Annotated in this window: 12 protein-coding genes; 6 read left to right on the top strand and 6 right to left on the bottom strand. The window is 58.6% G+C overall.

The features are described from left to right. Positions 1 to 92 precede the first annotated feature (92 nt). The 6 genes from CCGE531_RS07345 to CCGE531_RS07320 form a co-directional block, all read right to left on the bottom strand. A complete protein-coding gene (locus tag CCGE531_RS07345; RefSeq protein ID WP_120663599.1) occupies positions 93 to 1397 on the bottom strand; it encodes a capsular biosynthesis protein in 1305 nt (434 codons plus the stop codon). After that, entirely contained in the window at positions 1397 to 2974 is a 1578-nt protein-coding gene (locus CCGE531_RS07340; protein ID WP_120666587.1) for a sulfatase-like hydrolase/transferase, read from the bottom strand. Before CCGE531_RS07340 ends, CCGE531_RS07345 begins: the two co-directional genes overlap by 1 nt. 131 nt (positions 2975 to 3105) lie before the next feature. Then, a complete protein-coding gene (locus CCGE531_RS07335) occupies positions 3106 to 3960 on the bottom strand; it encodes an SDR family NAD(P)-dependent oxidoreductase (protein WP_120663598.1) in 855 nt (284 codons plus the stop codon). An 18-nt stretch (positions 3961 to 3978) separates the two neighbouring features. Continuing rightward, positions 3979 to 5397: an aminotransferase class I/II-fold pyridoxal phosphate-dependent enzyme gene (locus CCGE531_RS07330; protein ID WP_120663597.1), complete on the bottom strand. Its 1419-nt coding sequence runs from the start codon at positions 5395 to 5397 to the stop codon at positions 3979 to 3981. Positions 5398 to 5399: 2 nt separating this feature from the next. Beyond that, on the bottom strand, positions 5400 to 12848 hold the full coding sequence (locus tag CCGE531_RS07325; RefSeq protein ID WP_120663596.1) for a type I polyketide synthase: 7449 nt from the start codon (positions 12846 to 12848) through the stop codon (positions 5400 to 5402). A 344-nt stretch (positions 12849 to 13192) separates the two neighbouring features. Next, positions 13193 to 14371, bottom strand: a complete 1179-nt coding sequence (locus CCGE531_RS07320) for a polysaccharide biosynthesis/export family protein (protein WP_120663595.1) — start codon at positions 14369 to 14371, stop codon at positions 13193 to 13195. Positions 14372 to 15004: 633 nt separating this feature from the next. On the opposite strand from CCGE531_RS07320, the gene CCGE531_RS07315 reads away from it, so the two are divergent. The 6 genes from CCGE531_RS07315 to CCGE531_RS07290 all read left to right on the top strand — a co-directional run bounded on the left by CCGE531_RS07315 (position 15005) and on the right by CCGE531_RS07290 (position 21399). Next, the gene (locus tag CCGE531_RS07315; protein ID WP_120663594.1) at positions 15005 to 15841 is read left to right on the top strand and encodes a class I SAM-dependent methyltransferase; all 837 of its coding nucleotides are present in this window, start codon (positions 15005 to 15007) and stop codon (positions 15839 to 15841) included. Between the two features lie 125 nt (positions 15842 to 15966). Beyond that, positions 15967 to 17031 (top strand): hypothetical protein, encoded by a 1065-nt coding sequence (locus tag CCGE531_RS07310; protein WP_120663593.1) that lies wholly within the window; start codon positions 15967 to 15969, stop codon positions 17029 to 17031. 1 nt (position 17032) lies between these two features. Beyond that, on the top strand, positions 17033 to 18313 hold the full coding sequence (locus CCGE531_RS07305; RefSeq protein ID WP_120663592.1) for a capsule biosynthesis protein: 1281 nt from the start codon (positions 17033 to 17035) through the stop codon (positions 18311 to 18313). Positions 18314 to 18326: 13 nt separating this feature from the next. Continuing rightward, positions 18327 to 18980 (top strand): ABC transporter ATP-binding protein, encoded by a 654-nt coding sequence (locus CCGE531_RS07300; protein WP_120663591.1) that lies wholly within the window; start codon positions 18327 to 18329, stop codon positions 18978 to 18980. A gap of 29 nt (positions 18981 to 19009) precedes the next feature. Then, on the top strand, positions 19010 to 20275 hold the full coding sequence (locus CCGE531_RS07295; RefSeq protein ID WP_120663590.1) for a capsule biosynthesis protein: 1266 nt from the start codon (positions 19010 to 19012) through the stop codon (positions 20273 to 20275). A 17-nt stretch (positions 20276 to 20292) separates the two neighbouring features. Further along, complete coding sequence (locus tag CCGE531_RS07290) at positions 20293 to 21399, top strand: hypothetical protein (protein WP_120663589.1); 1107 nt, start codon at positions 20293 to 20295, stop codon at positions 21397 to 21399. The last annotated feature ends 26 nt before the right edge of the window (positions 21400 to 21425 follow it).

The following is a 21425-nucleotide window of genomic DNA, read 5'->3' as shown; positions in this document are numbered from 1 at the left end:
CGCCAGGTTCAGCTCCAGTCCACATGTAAGTCGCCGTATTGTCAATTTCGGGGTCGAGACCCTTCAGGCGACCGGTTCCTTTTTCACCCTGCTCACGGCACATGCATCTTCGATGGCCGCTGTCGCGGTGGCGGGTCGACATAGCCATCCGGCAGATTGACCGTCCGTGACAATAATCTCCCGGCAATCTCAGCGGCGGCGGCATGCGCGCCCTCCCCCGAACAGAAATTGCCGCGCACCTGTATGGCGGCCGCGAGCAGCCTGAAAAATGCATCGCGCAGCTCGGGCGATGGCGGCCTCGGCTCATGCCAGAATCGATCCAAAGTCCCTCGATCGCTCAGGCCCTCTATGTCGTAGACCGCCGCGCCGAGCGCTTTGACAGGCTTGCCGGCCCGCAGTGCCGAAAGTGCTGCCGTGGAATTGACCGTTACCATTCCCTGGCTGCCGGCCGTCAGCCGGTCGAGATCGCCGCCATCCATGAAGTGGACACGAGAAGACAACCCGCAGGAAGCGCCGATGCCGTCGGCACAGGCCCTCCAATCCACAAGCCCGTTGTCGAGTGGATGCAATTTGAGGACGAGATGCGTTTCCGGCGTGGCATTTTCCGCAAGGGATCGGAGAATCAGTCTGATGGCATCCTGCTGCTGATGAAAGGGCGAGTGCGCCCGCAGCTGAAAATCGGTCTGAAGCTGCAGTGGATAGACAAAGAATCGCTTGCCGCTGGCGATCAGATCCTCGATCACGCCCTCCGCTTGGCGCGACCGTCTGCCGCTTGAGGGAAGTCTCCTCAACCACCCGGCATATTCTACAAGGGGATGATAGAGCCCATGCCGCCGATAGCCCGGATAGAGAAACCATAGAAAGACGGTCGGCAGATAATAGACGAGGTCGTAGAGCGCTTCGGCGAGGAAAGTCTGGCTGTAGCGGCGCGTCCAGTCCGGATCGGGCAGGTTGAACGCAGCCTTTAGAATGTAGGCGGGGTCATCGGGAAAATGCGAATTGGAGGAGAGCCCGTCGCGTTCCAGCGTCACCCAGTCCGGCCGCAAGTATCCCATCTCGACGACGTTGATGCCGACGCCCAGCCGGCGCGCCTCCTCGATGGCGACCTGATGATAGGGGCGCTCTTCGCCGTGCAATATCATATCGGTGATATTTTCGGCTTCGATTCGCCGCCTGACATAGGCGCGCCAGCCGACAAAATTGCCGCGATAATTAAAGGCGTTGCGCCGCCGCCACGAAATCCAGTCGCCGGCATTGAGGTTGATGCGGACGCAGCGGCTGCCCGCCATTCCTAGTATCCTGGCGATCTCGATGAAGAGCGGCGAGGATGGCCCCTGCAGGAACAGGAATGTGCGCGGGCTTTCGCCCTCGCCCCTTTTCCCCTGCCCGTCGGCCATTACTCCGGAACCTCGGCGCCAAGGCCCGCATAGTGCAGCAATGCGCCGATCAGGTTCCATGGCGCCTCTTCCCGCGGTGGCTGCGGCTTTTGCGAATGGGCACGCGCGCGGCCAAGGGGAACGATGGCATAATCGGTCCGCGGATCCGGGAACGGATCGGCGAAGGCCTTCAGCAAGGGCGCATGATCGCCGTAGAAAAGCAGCCAAACCGGACGATCCAGCCTGTCGAGATGATGGGCAAGATTGCCGAGCGCATGATCGGCGCGCATCAAGAGTTCGCCATAGATATCCACGGGGTTGACCAGATCCCCGCAGCGGCCCGGCTCCCAGGGGCCGTGATTGGCCATGGATGCGACAAAGACGAAATTCTTACTGGTGACATCGTCATCGATCGTCCGAATCACGCTCTTCGTCAGTGAGAGGTCGCTGACATAGGGGCCATCGCGTTCGGGATTGTGATCGAATTCGTCCAGCATCATCATCCGGTCGAAACCGAGCTGCGGCAACGCCTTGTGACGCAGGAAGAACGTCTTGTCATAGGGATGAATAAACTGCGTCTTCCAGCCCGCCTTCTTGAGCCGCGCCGGCCAGACGACATCCTTGTAATGACTGGCGCGCAGATAGGGATAGCTGGCATCGATATGCACATTTTCGGGCAGCAGACCGCTCAAGACCGCGAATTCGGTCCGCAGCGTATAGCCTCCCTCGAAAACGCTGGTCATGCGGCCCCATTGCGAGGCCCGATCACGCAGGCGATCGAGATTCGGAAGCTTGATGTTTTCGACGCCGAAATGCCGGAGGTCGATGAAGGATTCGGATTGCCAGATGACAATGAGCGGCTCGTCCTCGCCATGATCCCAAAGCTCGTGAAGCGCCGAGATGAAGCGACCGGACAATTCCGAAACGATCGCCTCGCGCCTGACGCCGACCCAGATGACGAAATGAAAGACGACAGAAGCGAAGGTACCGAACCGCACGGTATCGATCTTGACATCGACCCTGCCCAAAAACCTCTGCGTGAAACGGCAAACCGGTTCGCTGACAACCCTGCTGAGCAAGGCAAGCCAAGGCGCGAAGGCGACGGCGAGCATCAGGAGAATCCAAAGCAAGCCGCCGGACGCCGGCAGTACCGATGGCTCCAGATACATATAGAGGCCGCTGAGGCCGAATACGTAAGCGAAGGCAATCACCCAGAAGAGAATGTTCAGCGATGTCGCATAGAAGATCTCCCTGTATTTGAAGACATCGACCACCAGCGCAATGTCCGAAAATACCAGAGGCTCCCGGATGAATTCGAATTTTGCCCGCGAAATTCCCGTGAAAATGACAAAGAAGCTGATGACCGCTTGCGTGCTGTAGATGGGACGCCAGGAAATCGCGAAGAAAGCGGCATAGATCAATACGATGACTGGAATTCTTGCCGCCCAATCGCAAACGAGGCGCCGCCAGCTTCTTGCGGTACGATTCTGCGCGTTGATCGCCATCGGCATAGCAAATGGATCGGTCAGGAAGACGATGACGCAGGAAAACAAAAGACAGGCGAGCGTCAAAAGAATTGGAAAATCATGCAGCTTCAAGATCGCGCCATCCAAATGCCCGCTGCCTGCCGCAGCGTTTTCCAAATCCGTGAGGAACGGATCGTCAATTCCCTGACCGACCTTCTATTGCCCACCGCCGCTCAGAGCACGGCATCGACAATTGCTTCGTATTACTTATCACGATCAAAGCCTTGCTCGGCCGTGTCGGCAAGACCAAGATATGCCTCCTGCCCAGATATTTTTCGCGTTTTGCGCGAAAGCCACCATTTCAGCGGTGGTTTTATCAACGGCCCGAAATAGGCGAGCGCGGTCAGCGACAATCCGAAATGGATTTTTGCCTGTCCGCGATCCAGCCCACGAACGATCCTTGCGGCCACCGCCTCGGCGCTCCAAGGCTTGACGGACCCCATCAACATTTCCGCCTCACGAGGCCTGAGAGAGATTTCGCGCCGGTATTGCGGCGTCAGCGTATCGGGCGGAAAGCAGATGGAAACATGTACGCCGGCAGCCGCCGCCTCGGCGCTCAAGGCTTCGGCAAAACCGGCCAGTGCCGATTTCGATGCGCAATAGGCGGTGTAGCCGAAGATGCCGATCAAGGCGGCGCCCGAGGAGATCATCATGATCCGGCCGCCGCGCCGCCGCCTCATACCCTTGTAGACCGCGCGAACGGCATTCGCCGTCCCGAGAAAATTGATGGCGATCTGCTCATCGAAAACCGATGCCGGCATCGCGTCGAAGGCTTGGGGCTCGACGATACCAGCCGAGGCGATGAGGATATCGCAGGGGCCGAAGGACGCTTCGCAAAGCTCCACCGCCTGCGCGGTCTCCGCAGCCGAGGCGACGTCCACGGAACATATTCGGACAAGAGTGCTGTCGACGCCTTGCAGGGATGCGATCTCGGCTCGCGCCTCCTCGAGGCGCCCGGGATGACGGGCAAGAAGCGAAACGCGATCACCCCTGGCCGCATAAAGTTTCGCTATCGCCAGACCAATTCCGCTCGAACCTCCCGTGACGATAACATGCATGAGACAATCGTCCTGAATTTACGGGCCGCCTGGGGCCAGGCCCATGGGCAGCAATTGTATCATCTTGTCCATATCGAGCGATGCGAGGCCGAAATTCCGGTCCAGCAAACTTTTCAGCTTCTCTGCCGTGAGCGCGACCGCACGCCGGATTTGCTCCTCGGTGTGGTTGCAGGTGATGAAGAAGCGAAGACGCGCCATGCCCTCCGGCACGGCCGGATGGATGATGGGCAGGACATTGATGCCTTCAGCCAAAAGATCGTTCGAAAGCTGCGCCGCCCGAAGCGAATCGCCGACGATGACGGGTACGACCGAGTGGCCTGCACTGAGGCCGGTATCGAGGCCTGCCGCCCTCGCCTCTTCGAGGAACAGCCGGCCATTGCGCCTGAGACGTTCGGTTCGCTCGGGCTGGGATTGCAGGATTTCGAGACCGGCGGTGGCGGCGGCGGCAAGAACAGGCGACAGCCCGACGCTATAGACAAAGCCGCCGGCTTCCGCTTTCAGAATATCGGCAAGCGCGCCGCTGCCGGCGATATAGCCGCCGCAGCTCGATGTCGTCTTTGAAAGCGTACCCATCCAGATATCGACGTCCCGGGGATCGAGGCCGAAATGCTCGAAGGTGCCGCGACCCGTCTTGCCGAGAATACCGAGCGCATGCGCCTCATCGACCATCAGCCAGAAACCGTAACGCGCCTTCAGCTCCAGCAGCGCCGGCAGATCGGCGATATCGCCATCCATCGAATAGATGCCTTCGACGATGACCAGGATGCGGCGGAAATCGGATGACAGCGTCTTCAGGATAGTCTCGAGGCTGCCGACGTCGTTATGCTGAAAGAGCCGGCGTGCCGCACCGGACAGCTTGATGCCGGCGAGCGCGCTGTTGTGAATGAATTCATCATGGATCACCAGATCCTGAGGTCCCATGAGGCAGCCGATCGCCGCGACATTGGTCAGGTAGCCGCTGACGAAGCAGACGGCGGCATCGACGCCGTAGACCGCAGCAAGCTTTCGTTCCAATTCCGCATGCCCAGGCCGCTCGCCTGCGACCAGGCGGCTCGCCGATGCCGAGATTCCGAAACGATCGATCGCCTGCTTGGCGCTTTCAGCGACATGCGGATCGGTATTGGTCGCCAGATAATCATAGGAGGCAAAATTGATGAACTCACGGCCGCCAATGCGTGTCGTCGCACCGGCGGCTGCATCGTGCGAGCGATAGAAGGGGTTGGCAACGCCGAGCAATTCACCGGCGATGCGCTGCGTTGCGACGCGCTTATACTCCGGCAAGTCTTCGAAACGCGCCGCCTGACGTTGCTGTGCCGGCGGCTGTCTGTTCAAACGCTCGGCCCGGTTACGCCCCGAGGATTCGCCAACACGCCGCATCTGCTCCAGCAGCTTGCTTTTCTTCTGCTCCGCCGGGCTGCCGTCATCAGCATCATGCATCGTCACTGAACGGCCCTTTTTTCCTGTTCGGCGGCATGGCTGCGCGCCAGACGCTCGACGATCTGGTCGTTGCCCGCGACGTCAGCCTTCACATCGTCACCATTGCGATTCATGACACGATCCCGCAAGCGGCTGACGACGTCGCCCACGGTCGTGCCCTCGCCTACACCGCTCAGGGGAATATCGAAGCCGGTCTTTTGCTGGAAGCTCATGCCGAGTTCCATCGCCATCAGGCTATCAAGGCCGATATCCTTCAAAACCTTGTCGGGCGTCACTGTATCTTCGGTGACGCGCAGGATCGCGGCAATTTCCGCCGCAACGAGCGCATGCAGGGCGATCCGGGCTTCCTCTTCGGATTTGCCGTTGATCAGCTCCCTGAGATCGACGCTATCCCCCTCGTTCAGGACCTGATGGCTGCCGGCATGCCGCATCAGCGGTTCGAAGAGCGAGCGACCGGCAATCGGCAACAGACGAACGGCATTCCAGTCGATCTCGGCGATCATGACGGCTGCGGCATCGATCGCGCCGGTGTCGGCCAGGATATAACGCTCGACTTGTTCCAACGCGTCGCGCGCCTTCAAGGAGGCCTTGCCTATGCGTTTGGACAGAAGATCATTGACCTCGCCGTTGCGCGCAAGGAACCCCTTGTCAGCGATGGCGCCGAAGCCGACGGCCAGAGCCGGCTTGCCCGCGGCGCGGCGCGCGCGGGCCAGGCCTTCCAGATAGCCGTTTGCCATCACGTAATTGGCCTGCCCCGGATTGCCGAGCATGGTCGTTGCCGAGGAGAAGAGCAGAAAGAGTTCAAGCTTGTCGCCCCGCGTCAAACGATCGAGGGTTTCGGCGCCGCGTATCTTGACCTCGAGAACGGGGCGATTGCGCTCCGGCGTCAGATTGGCAAGAAGCGCATCATCAAGGACCATGGCGGCGTGAACAACGCCCTTCAGCGCTCCTTCGGCGCGAAGCGTGGCGAGCAGCGTCTCGACGGCGGCTGCATCGGTGATATCGCAGGCATGCAGCGTCGCGACCACGCCTCGCTTTGCCCAATCTCCCATCGCCTTCCTGGTTTCCGTATCGGCAATGCCACGGCGCGAGCACAATGCTATGCGGCGCGCGCCCCTGGAAACGAGCCAATCAGCGGCGGAGAGCCCGAAACCGCCGATGCCGCCTGCGACAAGGAAAATACCCTTGGCATCGAAGCGCAGAGATTTCGCCGGAGCCCGCAAGACGCTATCGACACCCGGAACGGGCGGTCGCACGACGATCTTGCCGATATGGCCGGCATTCTGCATCAAGCGGAATGCATTGCCGATCTCGTCATGGGCGAAGGCGCGATATGGCAGCGGCGTCAGCTTTTCCTCCGCGAAGAGCTCTCCGATCTCGCTGAAGATACGCCGGGTAAGATCGGGCGCATTGACCAGAAGCTGATCGGCATCGATGCCGAAATAGCTGACATTGCGCCGGAACGGGCGCAGGCCGATCTTGCGATCGGCATAATAGTCGCGCTTGCCCAACTCCAGGAAGCGACCGAAGGGTTTGACCAGCTCGATGCTTCGCTCCATCGCTTCGGAGAAAAGCGAATTGAGAACGAGATCCACACCCTCGCCGTCGGTAAGGCGCCGCACGCCCGAGACGAAATCCAGAGAGCGGGAATCGAGCACATGATCGGCGCCGAGCATTTCAAGGAAGCCGCGCTTCTCGACCGTGCCGGCCGTGGCGATCACCCTGGCACCCCTATGCTTGGCGATCTGGAGCGCGGCAAGGCCGACGCCGCCGGCGGCTCCATGGATCAGAATGGTTTCGCCCGGCTGGATACGCCCGAGCTCGACCATTGCGTAATAGGCCGTAAGAAAGGCAACAGGCACCGTCGCGGCAGCAGCGGCTTTCATCTGTTCCGGCACCTTGGTCACGCCGCCGCGCCGGACCCGAACATGGGTCGAGAACGCAGCCGGCCCGATACCCATCACCTTATCGCCGGGCCGGAGATCATCGACCGCATCGCCCACGGCCAAAATTCTACCCGCGAATTCCATGCCGATCGTGGCGCCGGCAAAGCCATCTTCCAAGGCCTCTTCGGGCAGGAGACCCATCGCCCACATGACATCCCGGAAGTTGAGGCCGGTGGCTTCGACTGATACGACGACCTCGCCTTCATCGGGCACGGGAAGACTGGTTTCCTCCCAGGCCACGCTATCCAGGCGACCGCCGACATGCTGCCGGATGGTTGCCGCCCCGAAATCGTGGCGGCTCGCGTCGATGATGCCGAAGGGGCCGGCGGCAGCTCTGATCTCACGGATTTTTCCGGTCAGGCGATCCAGAAACCACTCTCTGTTCTCGGTCTCCGCCGCCATCAGGGCATCGATGACCGCAACAATCCGCTTGTCATCCGCATCGGCGTCCAGCAGATGCACATCGAAGGCATCATATTCGTTTTGAAGGACACGTCCGAAGGCCCATAGGCCGGCATTGGCCTCATCGATGGAGCCAGCGGCCAGTGGGGAACCGCCCGGTGCGACGATGACCAGCCGCGACTTTGCTCCGTCGCTTTTCCGCGACAATAGAGCAGCCAACTCGGTGAAGGCCGACAGACGGGACAGCGAGAGCTCGGTCGCCTCGCCAGGCTGCAGGTCTGCGATGAATACGATCCCACGAGTGTCGCGATTGATTGCGCCGAGAGCATCGGCAAGATCTGCAGATGATGCGCCGAGATCGATGATCGTCATTCTCTTATCAAGCTTGGCCAGGCCGTTCCTGCCCTGCTCCGACAAGATCAAGATCGGCTCGGCAGCTTCAGCAGGGCTCGACGCTTGCGGCCGCGGTTCAGACAAGGCCGATGCTGCGATCAGGGAACCTTCGGGGAAGGTCAGCTCGCGGATCCTAGGCTTGTCAAAGCCAAGTGTCTCCAGCAGATCCTCGATCTGTTGCGGCGTCCCGAGCCGTCCGACCGGGAATTCCGGCGATTGGCTATCGGCAAACCAGCCTTCGGACAGGCCGAAGACGAAATCATTGAAGGCGCTCGGTGCGCGATCGGCCAGCAACAATTGCCCGCCGCCGCTGGCGACTGTCCGGAGAATCCGCTTGATGTCGTCATTGTGGCGCATCAGATGCTGGCTCTGATCACCGGGCGCGACGACGATATCAGCAGTGGTGATATCCGCCAGCCTCGCCGGATCCGTCACGATGACATGCGCGTCGCGCTCGAAAGCGATCTCCAGCGCGCGGCGCGCGTGCTCGCGCGGCTCGGCGATGACGAGGCATGCGCCAGAGGCGGAGGCAGCGACCGCCAGCTTTCGGCTGAAAGCCGCCGATACCGAGCCGATCTCAAGAATGTGTTCAACTACCCCGGCATTGGCTTTAATGGCGGATGCTAATGCTTCCGCAAGCAGGGAAAGCCGCCTCTCGCTCAAAGGAGAGTGGAGAAGCATATGCTCCAGAGTCGCCCCGCCGGGAATGCCCGCGCCTCGGTTCGCGGGCTCTTTCTCCACAACATGCGGGCGTATCATCGCCAAATGCTCGAGCGTCTCGCGATGGGCGTTGCCCACGAGAACGGCCTCGGCCACGCGCCCGGCATCCTCGCGATAGATTTCCCGCAGCAATTCAGCCAGCGGAGGCAATGTCGGCTCTTGCGGGATCTCCCATTTGCCGTCCCTCGCCGACGCTATGCCTGCGTCCTCAAGAATATAGAGGCAATTGACCAGAAAGGACCTGAATTCGGAATCGCCGGGAAGGCTGGAGAATGCGACGTTGCCTTTACGGTCCGCCACGGTCCGCGCTACGTCGTGGCAGGCGCGATAGACCGCGGCGTCGAGAAGAAGGCTCGCATTGTTGAGCGCATGCTTCTCGCCGGAGCTCGGCTCCGGTGAAATCTGAAATGCATCGGCGCCGGCTAAAATGGCCGACGGCATGCTCTCATAGTGAAACGCAACGGACTCGAGCGTTGCCCGACGGCGCAGTTGCGTGCGGCGGAAACGGCAATCGTCGAGAACCGCAATCGGCTTGCCGCCTGCATCGGACAAGGTGAAACGCGCCTTGATCGAATTTGCGCTGAACCGATCGATCTCGATCCGCGCTTTGACAATCGATCTTCCCCTGCCAAAGGCTTTTACGGTGCCGAAGTGAACGGGGATATAGGGCGCGCCGGCCTCATCGCCCGAAAACTGATCGAACAAGGCGACGAGACCGTGAAACGCGGCGTCGACCGACATGGGGTTGAGATTATAGGTTCCGAAAGGATGCGCAGGTGCCGCCGGCGGCTTCAGATCCACTTCGACGACGTCGTGACCGAAGGCGACCGCCTTTGCCAGAAGCTGGAAATGCGGGCCGTAATGCAGTCCGAAACGCTCCGCCGTCTCATAGGTCACTTCAGAGGTCAGAACGGATTTGCGATCCCTGCCCGATCGATCGACAGCTTCACTAAACCCCTCGCCGCTCAAGGGCTTGCGGCAACGGCCGACGGCATGCACTGTCCATTCGTCATTGCTAAGGCGCTCACGCGACCGGATCTCGATGTCCCCGGTTTCGGGCGAAAGGATCGTCGACAGTTCGACCATGCGATCCTGGAACAATTCGAGCGGTCGGATGATTTCGAGATTGCCGATTTCAACCTCGTCCGTCCCGTAATACTGCTGTGCCGCCGTAACGGCGATTTCGACGAAGCCGCTGCCGGGCATGATTGCCTTGCCATCGACCACATGTTCGGCGAGGTCCGGAAAGAGACGAGCGTCAAGATGGTTCTTCCAGTTCGAACCGTTGAGATCGGTCCGCCAGCCGAGCAGCGTAAAAGGATTCTTTCGGTCACGGCCGAAGATATCGATCTCGTCGGCTGTCGGTTGCGTCCGCAATTCCAGCGGCTCGAACGGCAGGGACGGCAGCCTGACGAAAGCGTTGCGCGTGGCGCTGCCGCGCGCGCGCAGCGCCGGCGCACCGTTGACGACTGCCCTCGCGAATGACTGCGAAACAGGATCATGACCGGCAACGGGCGCTTCCCGCAGCAAGGTCGGTATGGCAATGACCTGAACCGAAGCCTGCTTGGCGATCTCCGCTACATAGTTGGACAGGATCGGGCGCGGCGAAATTTCGATGAAGAGGTTGCATCCCATCGCCATGGCAGCCTGACAGCCGGCCTTGAAGAGCACGGGATCGCGAACATTGCGCCACCAGTATTGCGTATCCAGCAGGCGCCCGTCGCGCAGTTCGCCGGTCACGGTCGAAATGAAGGTCCCTGATCCGCTATCCGGCGCCAGATCGGGCAGATCGTTCAGAAAGGCATCCCTGGCACGATCGATGATCGGATGATGGAACGGATAGTTGATATCGAGGACGTGTGCGACGATCTGGGATTTGCGCGCCGCATCCCTGAACGCTTCCACTTCGTCGACGGGGCCGGAGATCGTTACCGAATTCGGCGCATTGATCGCCGCGATACAGATATTGTTGAGGCCATGGGACTTCGCGAAGGCCAAGGCGGCATCTTCGCCCAGCACCACGGCGGCCATCTTGCCTTCGCCGGCCAGAAGATCCTGATGCAGCGAGCGCTTGGCGACGATTGCGACCGCTTCGGCAGCCGTCAGCGCCTTGGCCGCATAGGCTGCAGCGATTTCGCCGACCGAATGGCCGAAGACGGCATCCGGCTTGACGCCCATCGACCACAGGCAGTCCGAGAGGGACGCCTGGAGCGCAAACAGCAACGGTTGCGCAATCTTGGTATCGGCAAGCCGCGCGGAAAGATCCGCAGCGACCAGAACATCCGTCAGCTTCTCGCCGAGATAATATTCGAATAGAGCGCTGAAGGACTGGAAGCACTGCCGGAAATGGCGGTTTTCCTCGTAGGCGCCAACGCCCATACCAGCCCATTGAGAGCCATTGCCGGAAAAGACGAAGGCGATCTTGGCGGCCTGCGCCGGTGCCTCGCCCGCCTCGCCGACCGACGTTTTGCCGGACAGATGCGCGTCGATCGCGGCAAGTACCGCCGCGCTGTCCTTGGCCCGGGCCGCAAAGCGATGGCGCATGGGTTCGCGATTGGCGGCGGCGGAGGCAACGATCTGCCGAGCTTCCCTGGGCTCGGCGCTTTCAAGGCTCGTCTTGTATCCCTCGAGCAACTTCGAAAGAGCGGACGCGGAATGAGCGCTCGCCGCGAAAACCAATCCTTCGCCCCTGATTTGCGGTTCGGGCGGCGCGACAGGATCGGGATCGCTGATGATGACGTGCGCGTTCGTGCCGCCGAAGCCGAAGGAGTTGACGCCCGCGAAGCGCGGTTGCTTTGCAGGGAGAAGTTCGATCGCAGACGTATTGACGCGGACGTTCAAGCCCTCGAAATCGATGGCCTCGTTCGGGTGGTCGAAATGCAGCGAAGCCGGGAGGAAATTATTCTCCAGCGCGATGATCGCCTTCAGCAGTCCAAACAAGCCGGACGCGGGTTCGGTATGGCCGATATTGGTCTTGATCGAGCCGATCGGCACCGGCGCCCGCCGGTTGCGTCCTATGACCTCGCCGATCGCCCATATTTCGGCGGGGTCGCCGACCTTCGTTCCCGTTCCATGGCCCTCGATGAAGGCAATGCGATTGACGTCGATCCCGCGCCCTTCATAGATCGACTGCAGCAAGGCTGCCTGCGCCTCTCGCGACGGCATCGAGATGCCGTTGGTCCGCCCCGAAGAATTGACACCGACTGCATGGATCCTGGCATAGCTGCGATCCTTCTCGCGCAGCGCGACATCCGTCCGGCGCAACACGATCGCCGCACCGCCTTCCGCCCGAACGTAACCGCGTCCATCATCGTCATAGGCGCGGCAAAGGCCCTCCGGCGACAGCATGCGCGCCTGCGCGAAGCCCACAAAGGACATTGGATGGAGCAGGACGTTGATGCCGCCAACGATCGCGGTATCAATCTCGCCGCCTTCCAGCGCCCTTACCGCCTGGTCGAGTGCAACCAGCGACGACGAGCAGGCCGTGTCGATCGTCATGCTCGGCCCACGTAGCCCGAATATGTGCGAGATACGATTGGAAACGATGGAAAGCGTGTTGCCCGTCATGAAATACGGGCCGCCTGACGCCGGATCTTCGAGCGTCAGGTTGCCATGCTCGAGGGAGGATGCGCCGACGTAGACGCCGACCCGCTGCCCCTCGAAACCGTCGATCGGCAGATTTGCATCTTCCAAGGCCCGCCAGACGACATTGAGAAGGATGCGCTGCTGCGGATCCATCTGCATCGCCTCGCGCTGGGAAAGGCCGAAAACCGCGGGGTCAAACGCGTAGACATTCCCGAGAACGCCGGCCGCAAATGTGTAGGTCTTTCCAGGGACGCCCACAGCCGGATGCCAAAAGCGCGCAAGATCCCAACGCTCTTCAGGTATACGGCTTATCGTGCAACGCCCTTCCTTGAGGACAAGCTGCAGTTCTTCGATCGAACCCGCCCCAGGGGCAACGCTTGCGCGTCCGATAATTTCAACCGTCATGATCTCTCAACAATATTCTACGAAGCGCACCGGGCTGGCCAATTTCATATCAACTACCCACATGGCAATTATCTATGGTTGCTACTGATAAAAAATGCGCGTGTACAACCAATATGCGGCAGTGCAACAACCGATGCAACATGAGATCTTTCAGACCCCTCAATCCACGTAGAAAATCGCAGCCCTTGTTTGCGTCCACTGCAATTATTTCGGCAATTCAGTTCGCGACGAATTCCGCTCGTTCACAACGCATGATCCGTCACGATCATACAGATGTCGGCACGCGCCAATGAATAGAGGCACAAGCAGATGTCGTCAGAGCTGCAACGCCTCCATTCGTTCGGCTACTGTCCCAGGTTCGCCGCGGTCGCCGCCCCCTGCGAGGCAATACCCAACGGCGTGCCGATCAGGCTCAAGAACTTTCGAATATCAACCGACGGATGACGCGAGACATAAATGACGTCGCGGCTCTTGACCGGGAAAGTCTGCCCAACGATCAGGCTGTCGGGATTGGACATATCGAAGCGGTAGACGATCGGGTAGCGTCCCTTGGCATCCGTCACCATTCCCTTGCGCAGCAATTCCTGGAACCGAACCGGACCAAGCAGGCTTCTGGCGATTTCAGGCTCTTCGTATCGGAACAGGAAGAAGCCCTTGGCATTGCTCGAATCGTCGATCGCGCCATGACCCAGGGCAACGGCCTCGAGGAGATTGAGATCATTTGCCCCGAACTCCATGCGTCCGTCTCCGCGAACGGAACCGAGCAAAGTGAAGGTTCTCGGATCGCGAACGAGGAAAATCTGATCGCCCGGCTGGACATAGATGTCTTCCGAGGGATGCTCGATAATCGATTTCAATAGGACCGTTCCGGTTCGGCTGCCGCGAACCAGCGTAACGTAGGTCTCGTAAGGCTGCGTCGCGGGTCCACCGGCCTTGGCGACGACCTCCGTGATCTTTTCCTTGGTCAGGTCCAACGAAACCATCGAGGGACGACCGACAGCGCCCGAAACCGTGACGGTGCGCGATGGCGTGCCCATGCTTGTCACGATGACATCAGGCTCGACCGCCTTGGTCGCCAGAGCCGCCAGGATTGCCTTGCGGGCCTGTTCGAGCGTCTTGCCCGCAAAGGGCACCGAGCCCGCATAGGGGATTGCCGCCTTGCCATCCGGTTGAACGACGATATCCAGCGATACTTGCTTCGATTGCGCCGTCGAAAAAAGGCCGTCGACGCCGGCTTCGAAAATCGTGATCTTCAGCGCATCGCCAACGCCGATGACGACAGGCCCAATGCTGCCGCCCATGCCGAAACGGCGATTGAGCGTCGAGGAAACATAATCGGAAACAAGGCGCGCGCTGCGGCTGTCAATATCCACAACATCGAAAACCGCAGCATTCCGGCGTCCGAGCTGGGCGCCGGACTGACCGGCGTCACTCACGATCGCACCCGCTAATGGACCTTCGCTCGATACTGAATTACAGCCCGCCAAGGCCACGCAACAAAATACGGCGCCAATACGAATCAATTGAAAAACCTCAAACACATTAACTGCCGTGATTACCTGATGGCATACATCGACATGGAATGCATCAAATCTATAGGCGTCTTGAAAAGCATAACGAGCTGACGTCAACAAGCCCATACACTGGGGATACAATCAAAAATATCAGGTGCGCTTATCTGAACACACTCGGAATTCAGCGAACACCGGACCACAACCGGTATAGGCGGCCATTACGCGCTACGCAACTTGCAGAAATATTCTTTTTACATTTAAAATTAAAATTTTCTAAATAATAGAAGGAATCATTAAGTAACGACACCAGTAGAAATCAGCACCAACAGCGGCATCACGTTTCGCCGATTCGGCTGTACCCTGCTTTGGACGAATTCGCTATTGCCTATAAAACAACCGAATCCCAACCCGAAATTTCTGCAAATAGGACAGATCGCAACAATCAGAACTTGTCGAAGCTCTGCTTTTCGCGAGACAAATATTCCATGGAAGCTATAGAGGAAGCGAAACGTATTTGGCGCCTGACGGCGCAGCTCCCGCGCTTGCGGGCGGCAAACGGTTGCAGCCGTTGGCCGTCGCTTTAAAACCGCTCAGATAATTTCTCCAGAACGGCAGAATGCCGATGGAAACAAAGGTTATAGTATGCTTGGTTTTTCAAAACGCTCCCAAAAGAAGGCCGCGAAAGCTTCGCTGGAGGTATTTGATCAATACGAGCAGGGCAAACCGGACCATCAGAATGCAATCGATGCCCTTCAGGGGTGGAATTGTGCATTCCCATCAGAGCTCAATCTCAATGCCGGCAAGCTGCCCCTCTATGCCGACGACCGCATCGATTGGGCATTGCGGACCTTCGGCTCGATAGAAGGCAGGACCGTTCTCGAAATCGGCCCGCTGGAGGGGATGCATACCTTTATGCTGCATGGCCATCGGCCGGCGCGGATAGATGCAATCGAGGCAAATCGCCTCTGTTTTCTAAGGTGCCTGGTCACCAAACAAATTTTGAACATCGACACCGCCTCTTTTATGCTGGGCGACATTCAAGCATGGCTGAAGGAGCGTGAGGAAACCTATGATTTTGCGCTGGCTTCCGGCGTTCTCTATCATATGGCGGATCCCGGCGAGTTTCTTCGCTTGCTCGCAAAGCGGTCCAATGCGGTTTTCATCTGGACGCACTTCGTTCTGGAGGATGCGATGCCCGAGGGTGACGTGCGCTGGCTGCCCTTCACCGGCAAGGTGGAAACGAGAATGATAGACGGCATTCCCGTGCGCTACTATGAGCGCAGCTACCACCACGCCAATGCCAACGCGTCCTTCTGCGGCGGCATGAAGGACAGGCATTTTTGGATGCATCGAGACGATATACTGATGCTCTTGCGCGAAGTGGGATTCAACGAAATCACCATCAGGGATGAAGATCTCAGTCATCCTGGCGGCCCAAGCTTTTCGCTGTTGGCGCGAAAAGTGCCTGTCAACACCTGACGGGGTTCGCATGTCGGGACTCGATATCCACAGCATCGGCGAGTATCACGAAGCGTATACCGCGACGCAGGACGATCGCCTGTCTGGTTCTCGTCGCCCTTTGGTGACGGCGCCGGAGATCCTTCATGCTGTTTAACCTCGAGTATGATCACGGCAATGTGCTTGAGGGCTATCTCATCCCCGACGGCTTTTCCGACAAGCCTCAGATCAGGATATCGGATGCCAGCGGCGATCTGATGACCCTGCCATGCAATCAGATCAAACAGGCAGTCATCGATTCGGGACGACACGAAGACGGCCTTGTCGGGTTCAAACTCGATACGGCGATCATCCCGGACCTCGTGGGACGCACGTCGCTGACGATCCACGATGCCAAGTCCGGGCTATTGATCTACCGCCGGCCACAGCTGTCGAGCACCATTCCCTTGAAGATCTTGCGGCTCGAAACGCAGCTGGTGCCGATGGTCAAGTTCGACCATCACTGCGGCCGCCATTTTCAGTACGAGCTTTCATCCGTCGAGCGTTTCGGCCATGAAACGACGCTTCAAGCCTTTCATCTCAATGCCATTCAGTCGATCTATATCAGCGGGCGGCTATTGATGCGCAATTATGAGGAATTCCTCGATAAGGGGTTCAAAGCCATCGCTCTGCTTACCGATCCCTATTATGAACTTGCCCTGCGGATATTCCTTTTGAGACGAATGGCGAAAACCCAGATTTCCTTCTTCGGCGACCGGGACAGGATCATCCTGGCGCCCGCCGCGGAACATTTTGCCGAAGTAGACCTCGAAAGCGAGACATCGCTGAAAACCGCCCTGAAGAAGGCGCCGCAAAATGTCAGAAACGTCCTGGTGTCACCCGTCACCCGCCAATTGGCCACGACCATACCGGAGCAGACCGTCACACGCAGCGACGTCGCTACGGCGATCGACCTGCTGTCACGCTTTGCCGTGGTCGGCTTCGACACGGACAGCCTTTACTTCCAACAGGCAGTCGGCGAACTCCTCGGGATTTCGATCGACGATTTTCCCCTGCCACCAAGACACAGCACACTTGAAGACGTTGCGACGCGATTGCGTTGCCTGCATATTGCCGAGCTCATGCTCGAAGAGGATTTGATTTTAGACCACTATGTGCGTGAGGCGATGAAACCGACCGCGCCGAACCCGCGGGAAACGATTGCAAGCTGACATGCCGAAGCCAGTCATCGAAGACGCCATAGTTCAGGATTCCCCGCGGGTGAAGGCAAGCCGGCATATTCTGCCATCCTTGTTTCGACGCGGGATGCCGGCACAACGGGCGCGCACCGACATCGAGGAAATCGAATATATACCGGTGCATGACGGGAAAGACCCGGAAACCCGATCCGGCGGCAAGCCGCCGCTGAAACTTATCGGCTTTGTCCTGCTCGTCATCCTGCCCTTCCTGGCGAGTTCGGTCTATTATGCCTTCATTGCCTCGGACCAATATGTGGCCGAGGCGCGCTTTGCCGTCAGAGCCGTGTCGGGATCGGGCGACAACGGTGAGAGCGGCGATACCGCGGGAGCCGCCGGCGCTCTCAACATGCGCTCGGCTTCGCAGGATGCCTATGTCGTCACCAGTTTCATTCACTCGACGGAAATCCTCAATCGAATAGGCAGGAAAATCGATTACCGGTCGATGTTTACCCGGCAGGATGCGGATTTTCTGTCACGATTTCGCTCTTCCCGATCCGATGAGGAATTTCTGAAATATTGGAACGATCATGTCAGCGCCTACATAGACGTGACTTCCGGCATCATCACATTGAAAGTCAGAGCTTTCGCAGCCGATGACTCCGTCAAGCTCGCGGATGCCATCATCGAGGAAAGCGAAAAGCTCATCAACGAGCTTTCCACGCGAGCCCGCAACGACATCGTGCAGAGCATGAAGGCCGACGTCGAGAAAAGCGGCAAGGCCTATGGCGGCACCTTGATCGCCCTCAATCAGTTTCAGAATGCATCCGGCCTCCTCAGCCCGCAGACGCAAGCCAAGAACAGCGGGACGATCCTGACTGGCCTATTGGCGCAGAAGATGGAATTCGAAACGCGCCTCTTCGTGATGCGGCAGTCCAACGCTCAGAATTCGCCGACCTATCAGCAGCTCAATCTCGCCAAGGAAAGTCTCGAGGCGCAGATCGAGAAGATGAAAGCGGAGTTGACGGGACCTGAGAATGCGAGCCTTGCAAAGGCTTTGCTGGAATATTCAAGACTTGAAACCGATCGCATGATCGCGGAAAAGCTCTACGAGAGTTCGCAGAAAAATTACGATGCGGTGCTTGCCGAGGCTCTGCGCAAGACCCTTTATCTAGCGGTTTTCGTAAAGCCGACACTGCCAGAGGAATCGATTTTCCCTCGTCGTGTCAGCACGCCGCTGATCATATTGCTTGCATTGGTCGTGACTTGGGCGACGCTTTCCCTCATCTGGGCATCCGTGGAGGATCACCGGATATGAGTGGGAAAGCCTCATGATCAGCTTCAAGAACGTCTCGAAATTCTTCAAGACGCAAAGCGGCAGGAAGATCATCCTCGATCGTGTGAATTGCGAATTCGAGTCGGGCTATTCCTATGGCCTGCTCGGTGTGAACGGTGCCGGAAAATCGACGACGATCCGCATGATCGCCGGCACGATGCTCCCAAATTCAGGCAGGATCACCAAGAATGTTCGGGTGTCCTGGCCATTGGGTCTAAGCAACGGCTTCAATCCCTTGATGACAGGGCGAGCCAATGTCCATTTCGTTGCGCGCGCCTATGGCGAGGATGTGAGGCGGGTGTCCCGCTTCGTCGAAGAGTTCGCCGAACTGGGCGATTATCTCGATGCACCCGTGCGTACCTATTCTTCAGGCATGGGCGCACGATTGGCATTCGGGCTCTCGATGGCAATCGAATTCGAATGCTATCTGGTGGACGAGGTTCTTGCCGTCGGCGATGCCAGGTTTCAGGAACGCTGCCGCATCGCGTTCGAGAACCGGCGCAAGAATTCCGACATCATCATGGTCTCGCACAGCATGAGCATGATCAATACGCATTGCGATAGGGGCATGGTACTTGTAGACGGCAGACTTATCATCTTCGATAAGGTAGAGCAGGCTATCGAAGCCTATTATAGATTGAATCGCTAGAATATCAGGGATCGACAGTAAGGCCCAACATGGCTCACGATACCGAAAACGCGCCCAAAACGCTTCAGCTCAGCGCGACGGAGCATAGCCGGAACGTGGCCACGAAGCTGTCCGTAACCGCACGGAAGCTGCGCTTCTCGACATCGAGGCGAAGCCAATTGTTCAAGGCCGTGGGCCTGCGGCCGCGCCCCATGCAGCAGATCATCGGCAAGGCCATCCTGGCCTCGACCTTTCTACTGCTTGTCGTTCCCAACATCGCTTCGATTTACTATTTTACCTGCGTCGCATCCGATCAGTATCAATCGGAAACGCGCTTTACCGTCCGCACGTCGACGCCGGCACTTGGAGGCAACCAGATCACCAAAGTCACCGGCCTGCCGCCTGCGCAGATCGTCCAGAATACCCTGATCGTCACCAATTTCATCAAGAGCAAGGACATGGTCGCCGCGCTCGAGGAAAAAGTCGACTTTCAAAAGATCTACGGCAATGACACGATCGATCGAATTGCGCGCCTGAAGAGGGATGCGAGTTCGGAGAAGCTGCTCGATTACTGGGAAGACATGGTTTCAGTGAAAATCGACGCAAACAGCGGCATCGTGACGGTCAGGGCGCGTGCATTCACGGCTGTCGATGCCCAGAAAGTCTTGAGTGAAGTCGTGGCCGCTTCGGAAGTCGTGGTCAACGATGTCAATACCCGCATCTGGCGTGACGTCATCGCGACGGCCCAGGCGAACCTGGACAATGCAAAGAACCAGCTGCAGAAGGCGCGGGATCAGCTTTTGATGGCGCGCAATCAAACCGGCGTCCTCAGCGTCGAGGGATCGTCGACTGTTCTGACGAACCTGATATCGTCCGTGCAGAAGGAAAGGATAGATCTCCAGCAAAAATACGATGCGCTGCTTGGAACGGTCTCAGCCGATGCGCCGCAGATGCGCGTTCTCAAACGCGAAATCGACAGCAAGCAAAAACAGATCGATCAGCTCAACAGCCAGATCGCCGGACAAAATAAATCCGCTCAGAACCTGGCCGATATCTCGGTGGACATGTCACAACGCGAGCTGGAACAAAGCCTTGCGGAACAGCAATTCGCGACAGCCATGAAAACGCTCGAGCAGGTCAAGTTCGTCAGCAAGCAGCAGCTACTATACCTCGATACGTTCCTCGCGCCCAGTCTGCCCGACGAAGCGGAATACCCGCAGCGGGCGCTCTGGATCGGCGGCATTCTAGCGGCCGCACTCGTGGCATGGGGTGCCGTTTTCGGCATTCTTGCGAATATCCGAAGCCGTCTGGCTTAGCTTTGTACGGACACCCCATGCAAATCCTGCGCGACTTCGTCTACCACTTGCTTCCAAGACCGCGGCCAGCCGGAGCGCGAACTGAGGACGGTGAGCGTGTCGCGAGCCAGCTCCTCATCCTGTCGCGCCATCCCAATCCGAGCTTCAGCTACTACCTTGATGAGCGCGCCAAGACGCTCAGCAAAATTCCTGTTATCACCAAGGGCCTCGACGACCCGCTCGATGCTGTCGACAGCAACGGACTTTTCGTCATCATCTGCCGCTACATCAAGCAATCGCAATTGCGCTGGCTGGAAGAAAGACGGCATGATCTCGCTGGTGTCGCCTATTTCGTCGATGACGATATTCCCGCCGTCCTGACCGGAAACGAGGCAAGTTGGCCTTATAAATTCAGGCTGATCAAATTGGCCGTTCGCCCGCTGCCGAGGGTCAATCGATTGCTGACCCATGTCTGGACCTCGACGGAAACCCTGGCTAGCGCCCTTGCAAGGCCAAACCAGCGGATCGATATCCTGCCACCTTTTCCAACGAATCTGTCGGCCATCGGCATTCATGGGATGGATGAGAGCATTGCCCCGCTGAGGATGGTTTATCATGCCACCGGCATTCATCGCCGCGAGCATGAATTCCTCATGCCGATCGTCAAGGCCGCGATGGAAAAGCATGTCAATCTGCATTTCGAAGTTTTTGCCGCCGACGCGCTCGCTCGTCGCTGGGGCCGCCAGGGGATCGATCCCAAGAGGATAGCGATCATTCCGCCATTATCCTGGCCGGCCTATCTGGCGCGAACAATGCATCACAATGCCGACATCGCCCTGGCTCCCCTGTTGTCGGGAAAGACCAATGCCAGCCGATCCGACACCAAGCGGATCGACATTGGTCGCCTGCGGGCTGCCGCCATATTTTCTCGCTGCCCGACCTTCGAACGGTGCGCCATCGCCGGAGAGATACATATCGGCAATACGCCGGAAGAGTGGCTGGCCGCCATAGACCAACTGATTGGTGATCGCGAGCGACGAGCCGCCGCTCGCGATGCCACGAGACATTCGATCGACAGAATGCGGCAGCATGCCAGCCCGGCATTTCCAGGCATCAATTTCGAGCCGCTCAGCAAAACGGCCTAAAGCCGAAGTTTTTTAAACAATGCTCT

It is taken from the genome of Rhizobium sp. CCGE531, from assembly GCF_003627795.1.
Taxonomy (GTDB): domain Bacteria; phylum Pseudomonadota; class Alphaproteobacteria; order Rhizobiales; family Rhizobiaceae; genus Rhizobium.
The sequence above is the reverse complement of the archived record's forward strand: the minus strand, read 5'-3'. Positions and strand labels throughout refer to the sequence as shown.

Excerpts from the sequence above, each read along its gene's own strand:
- CCGE531_RS07345 (WP_120663599.1), bottom strand. The coding sequence starts at position 1,397 with ATGGCCGACGGGCAGGGGAAAAGGGGCGAGGGCGAAAGCCCGCGCACA.
- CCGE531_RS07335 (WP_120663598.1), bottom strand. The coding sequence starts at position 3,960 with ATGCATGTTATCGTCACGGGAGGTTCGAGCGGAATTGGTCTGGCGATA.
- CCGE531_RS07330 (WP_120663597.1), bottom strand. The coding sequence starts at position 5,397 with ATGCATGATGCTGATGACGGCAGCCCGGCGGAGCAGAAGAAAAGCAAG.
- CCGE531_RS07325 (WP_120663596.1), bottom strand. The coding sequence starts at position 12,848 with ATGACGGTTGAAATTATCGGACGCGCAAGCGTTGCCCCTGGGGCGGGT.
- CCGE531_RS07315 (WP_120663594.1), top strand. The coding sequence starts at position 15,005 with ATGCTTGGTTTTTCAAAACGCTCCCAAAAGAAGGCCGCGAAAGCTTCG.
- CCGE531_RS07310 (WP_120663593.1), top strand. The coding sequence starts at position 15,967 with ATGCTGTTTAACCTCGAGTATGATCACGGCAATGTGCTTGAGGGCTAT.
- CCGE531_RS07305 (WP_120663592.1), top strand. The coding sequence starts at position 17,033 with ATGCCGAAGCCAGTCATCGAAGACGCCATAGTTCAGGATTCCCCGCGG.
- CCGE531_RS07300 (WP_120663591.1), top strand. The coding sequence starts at position 18,327 with ATGATCAGCTTCAAGAACGTCTCGAAATTCTTCAAGACGCAAAGCGGC.
- CCGE531_RS07295 (WP_120663590.1), top strand. The coding sequence starts at position 19,010 with ATGGCTCACGATACCGAAAACGCGCCCAAAACGCTTCAGCTCAGCGCG.
- CCGE531_RS07290 (WP_120663589.1), top strand. The coding sequence starts at position 20,293 with ATGCAAATCCTGCGCGACTTCGTCTACCACTTGCTTCCAAGACCGCGG.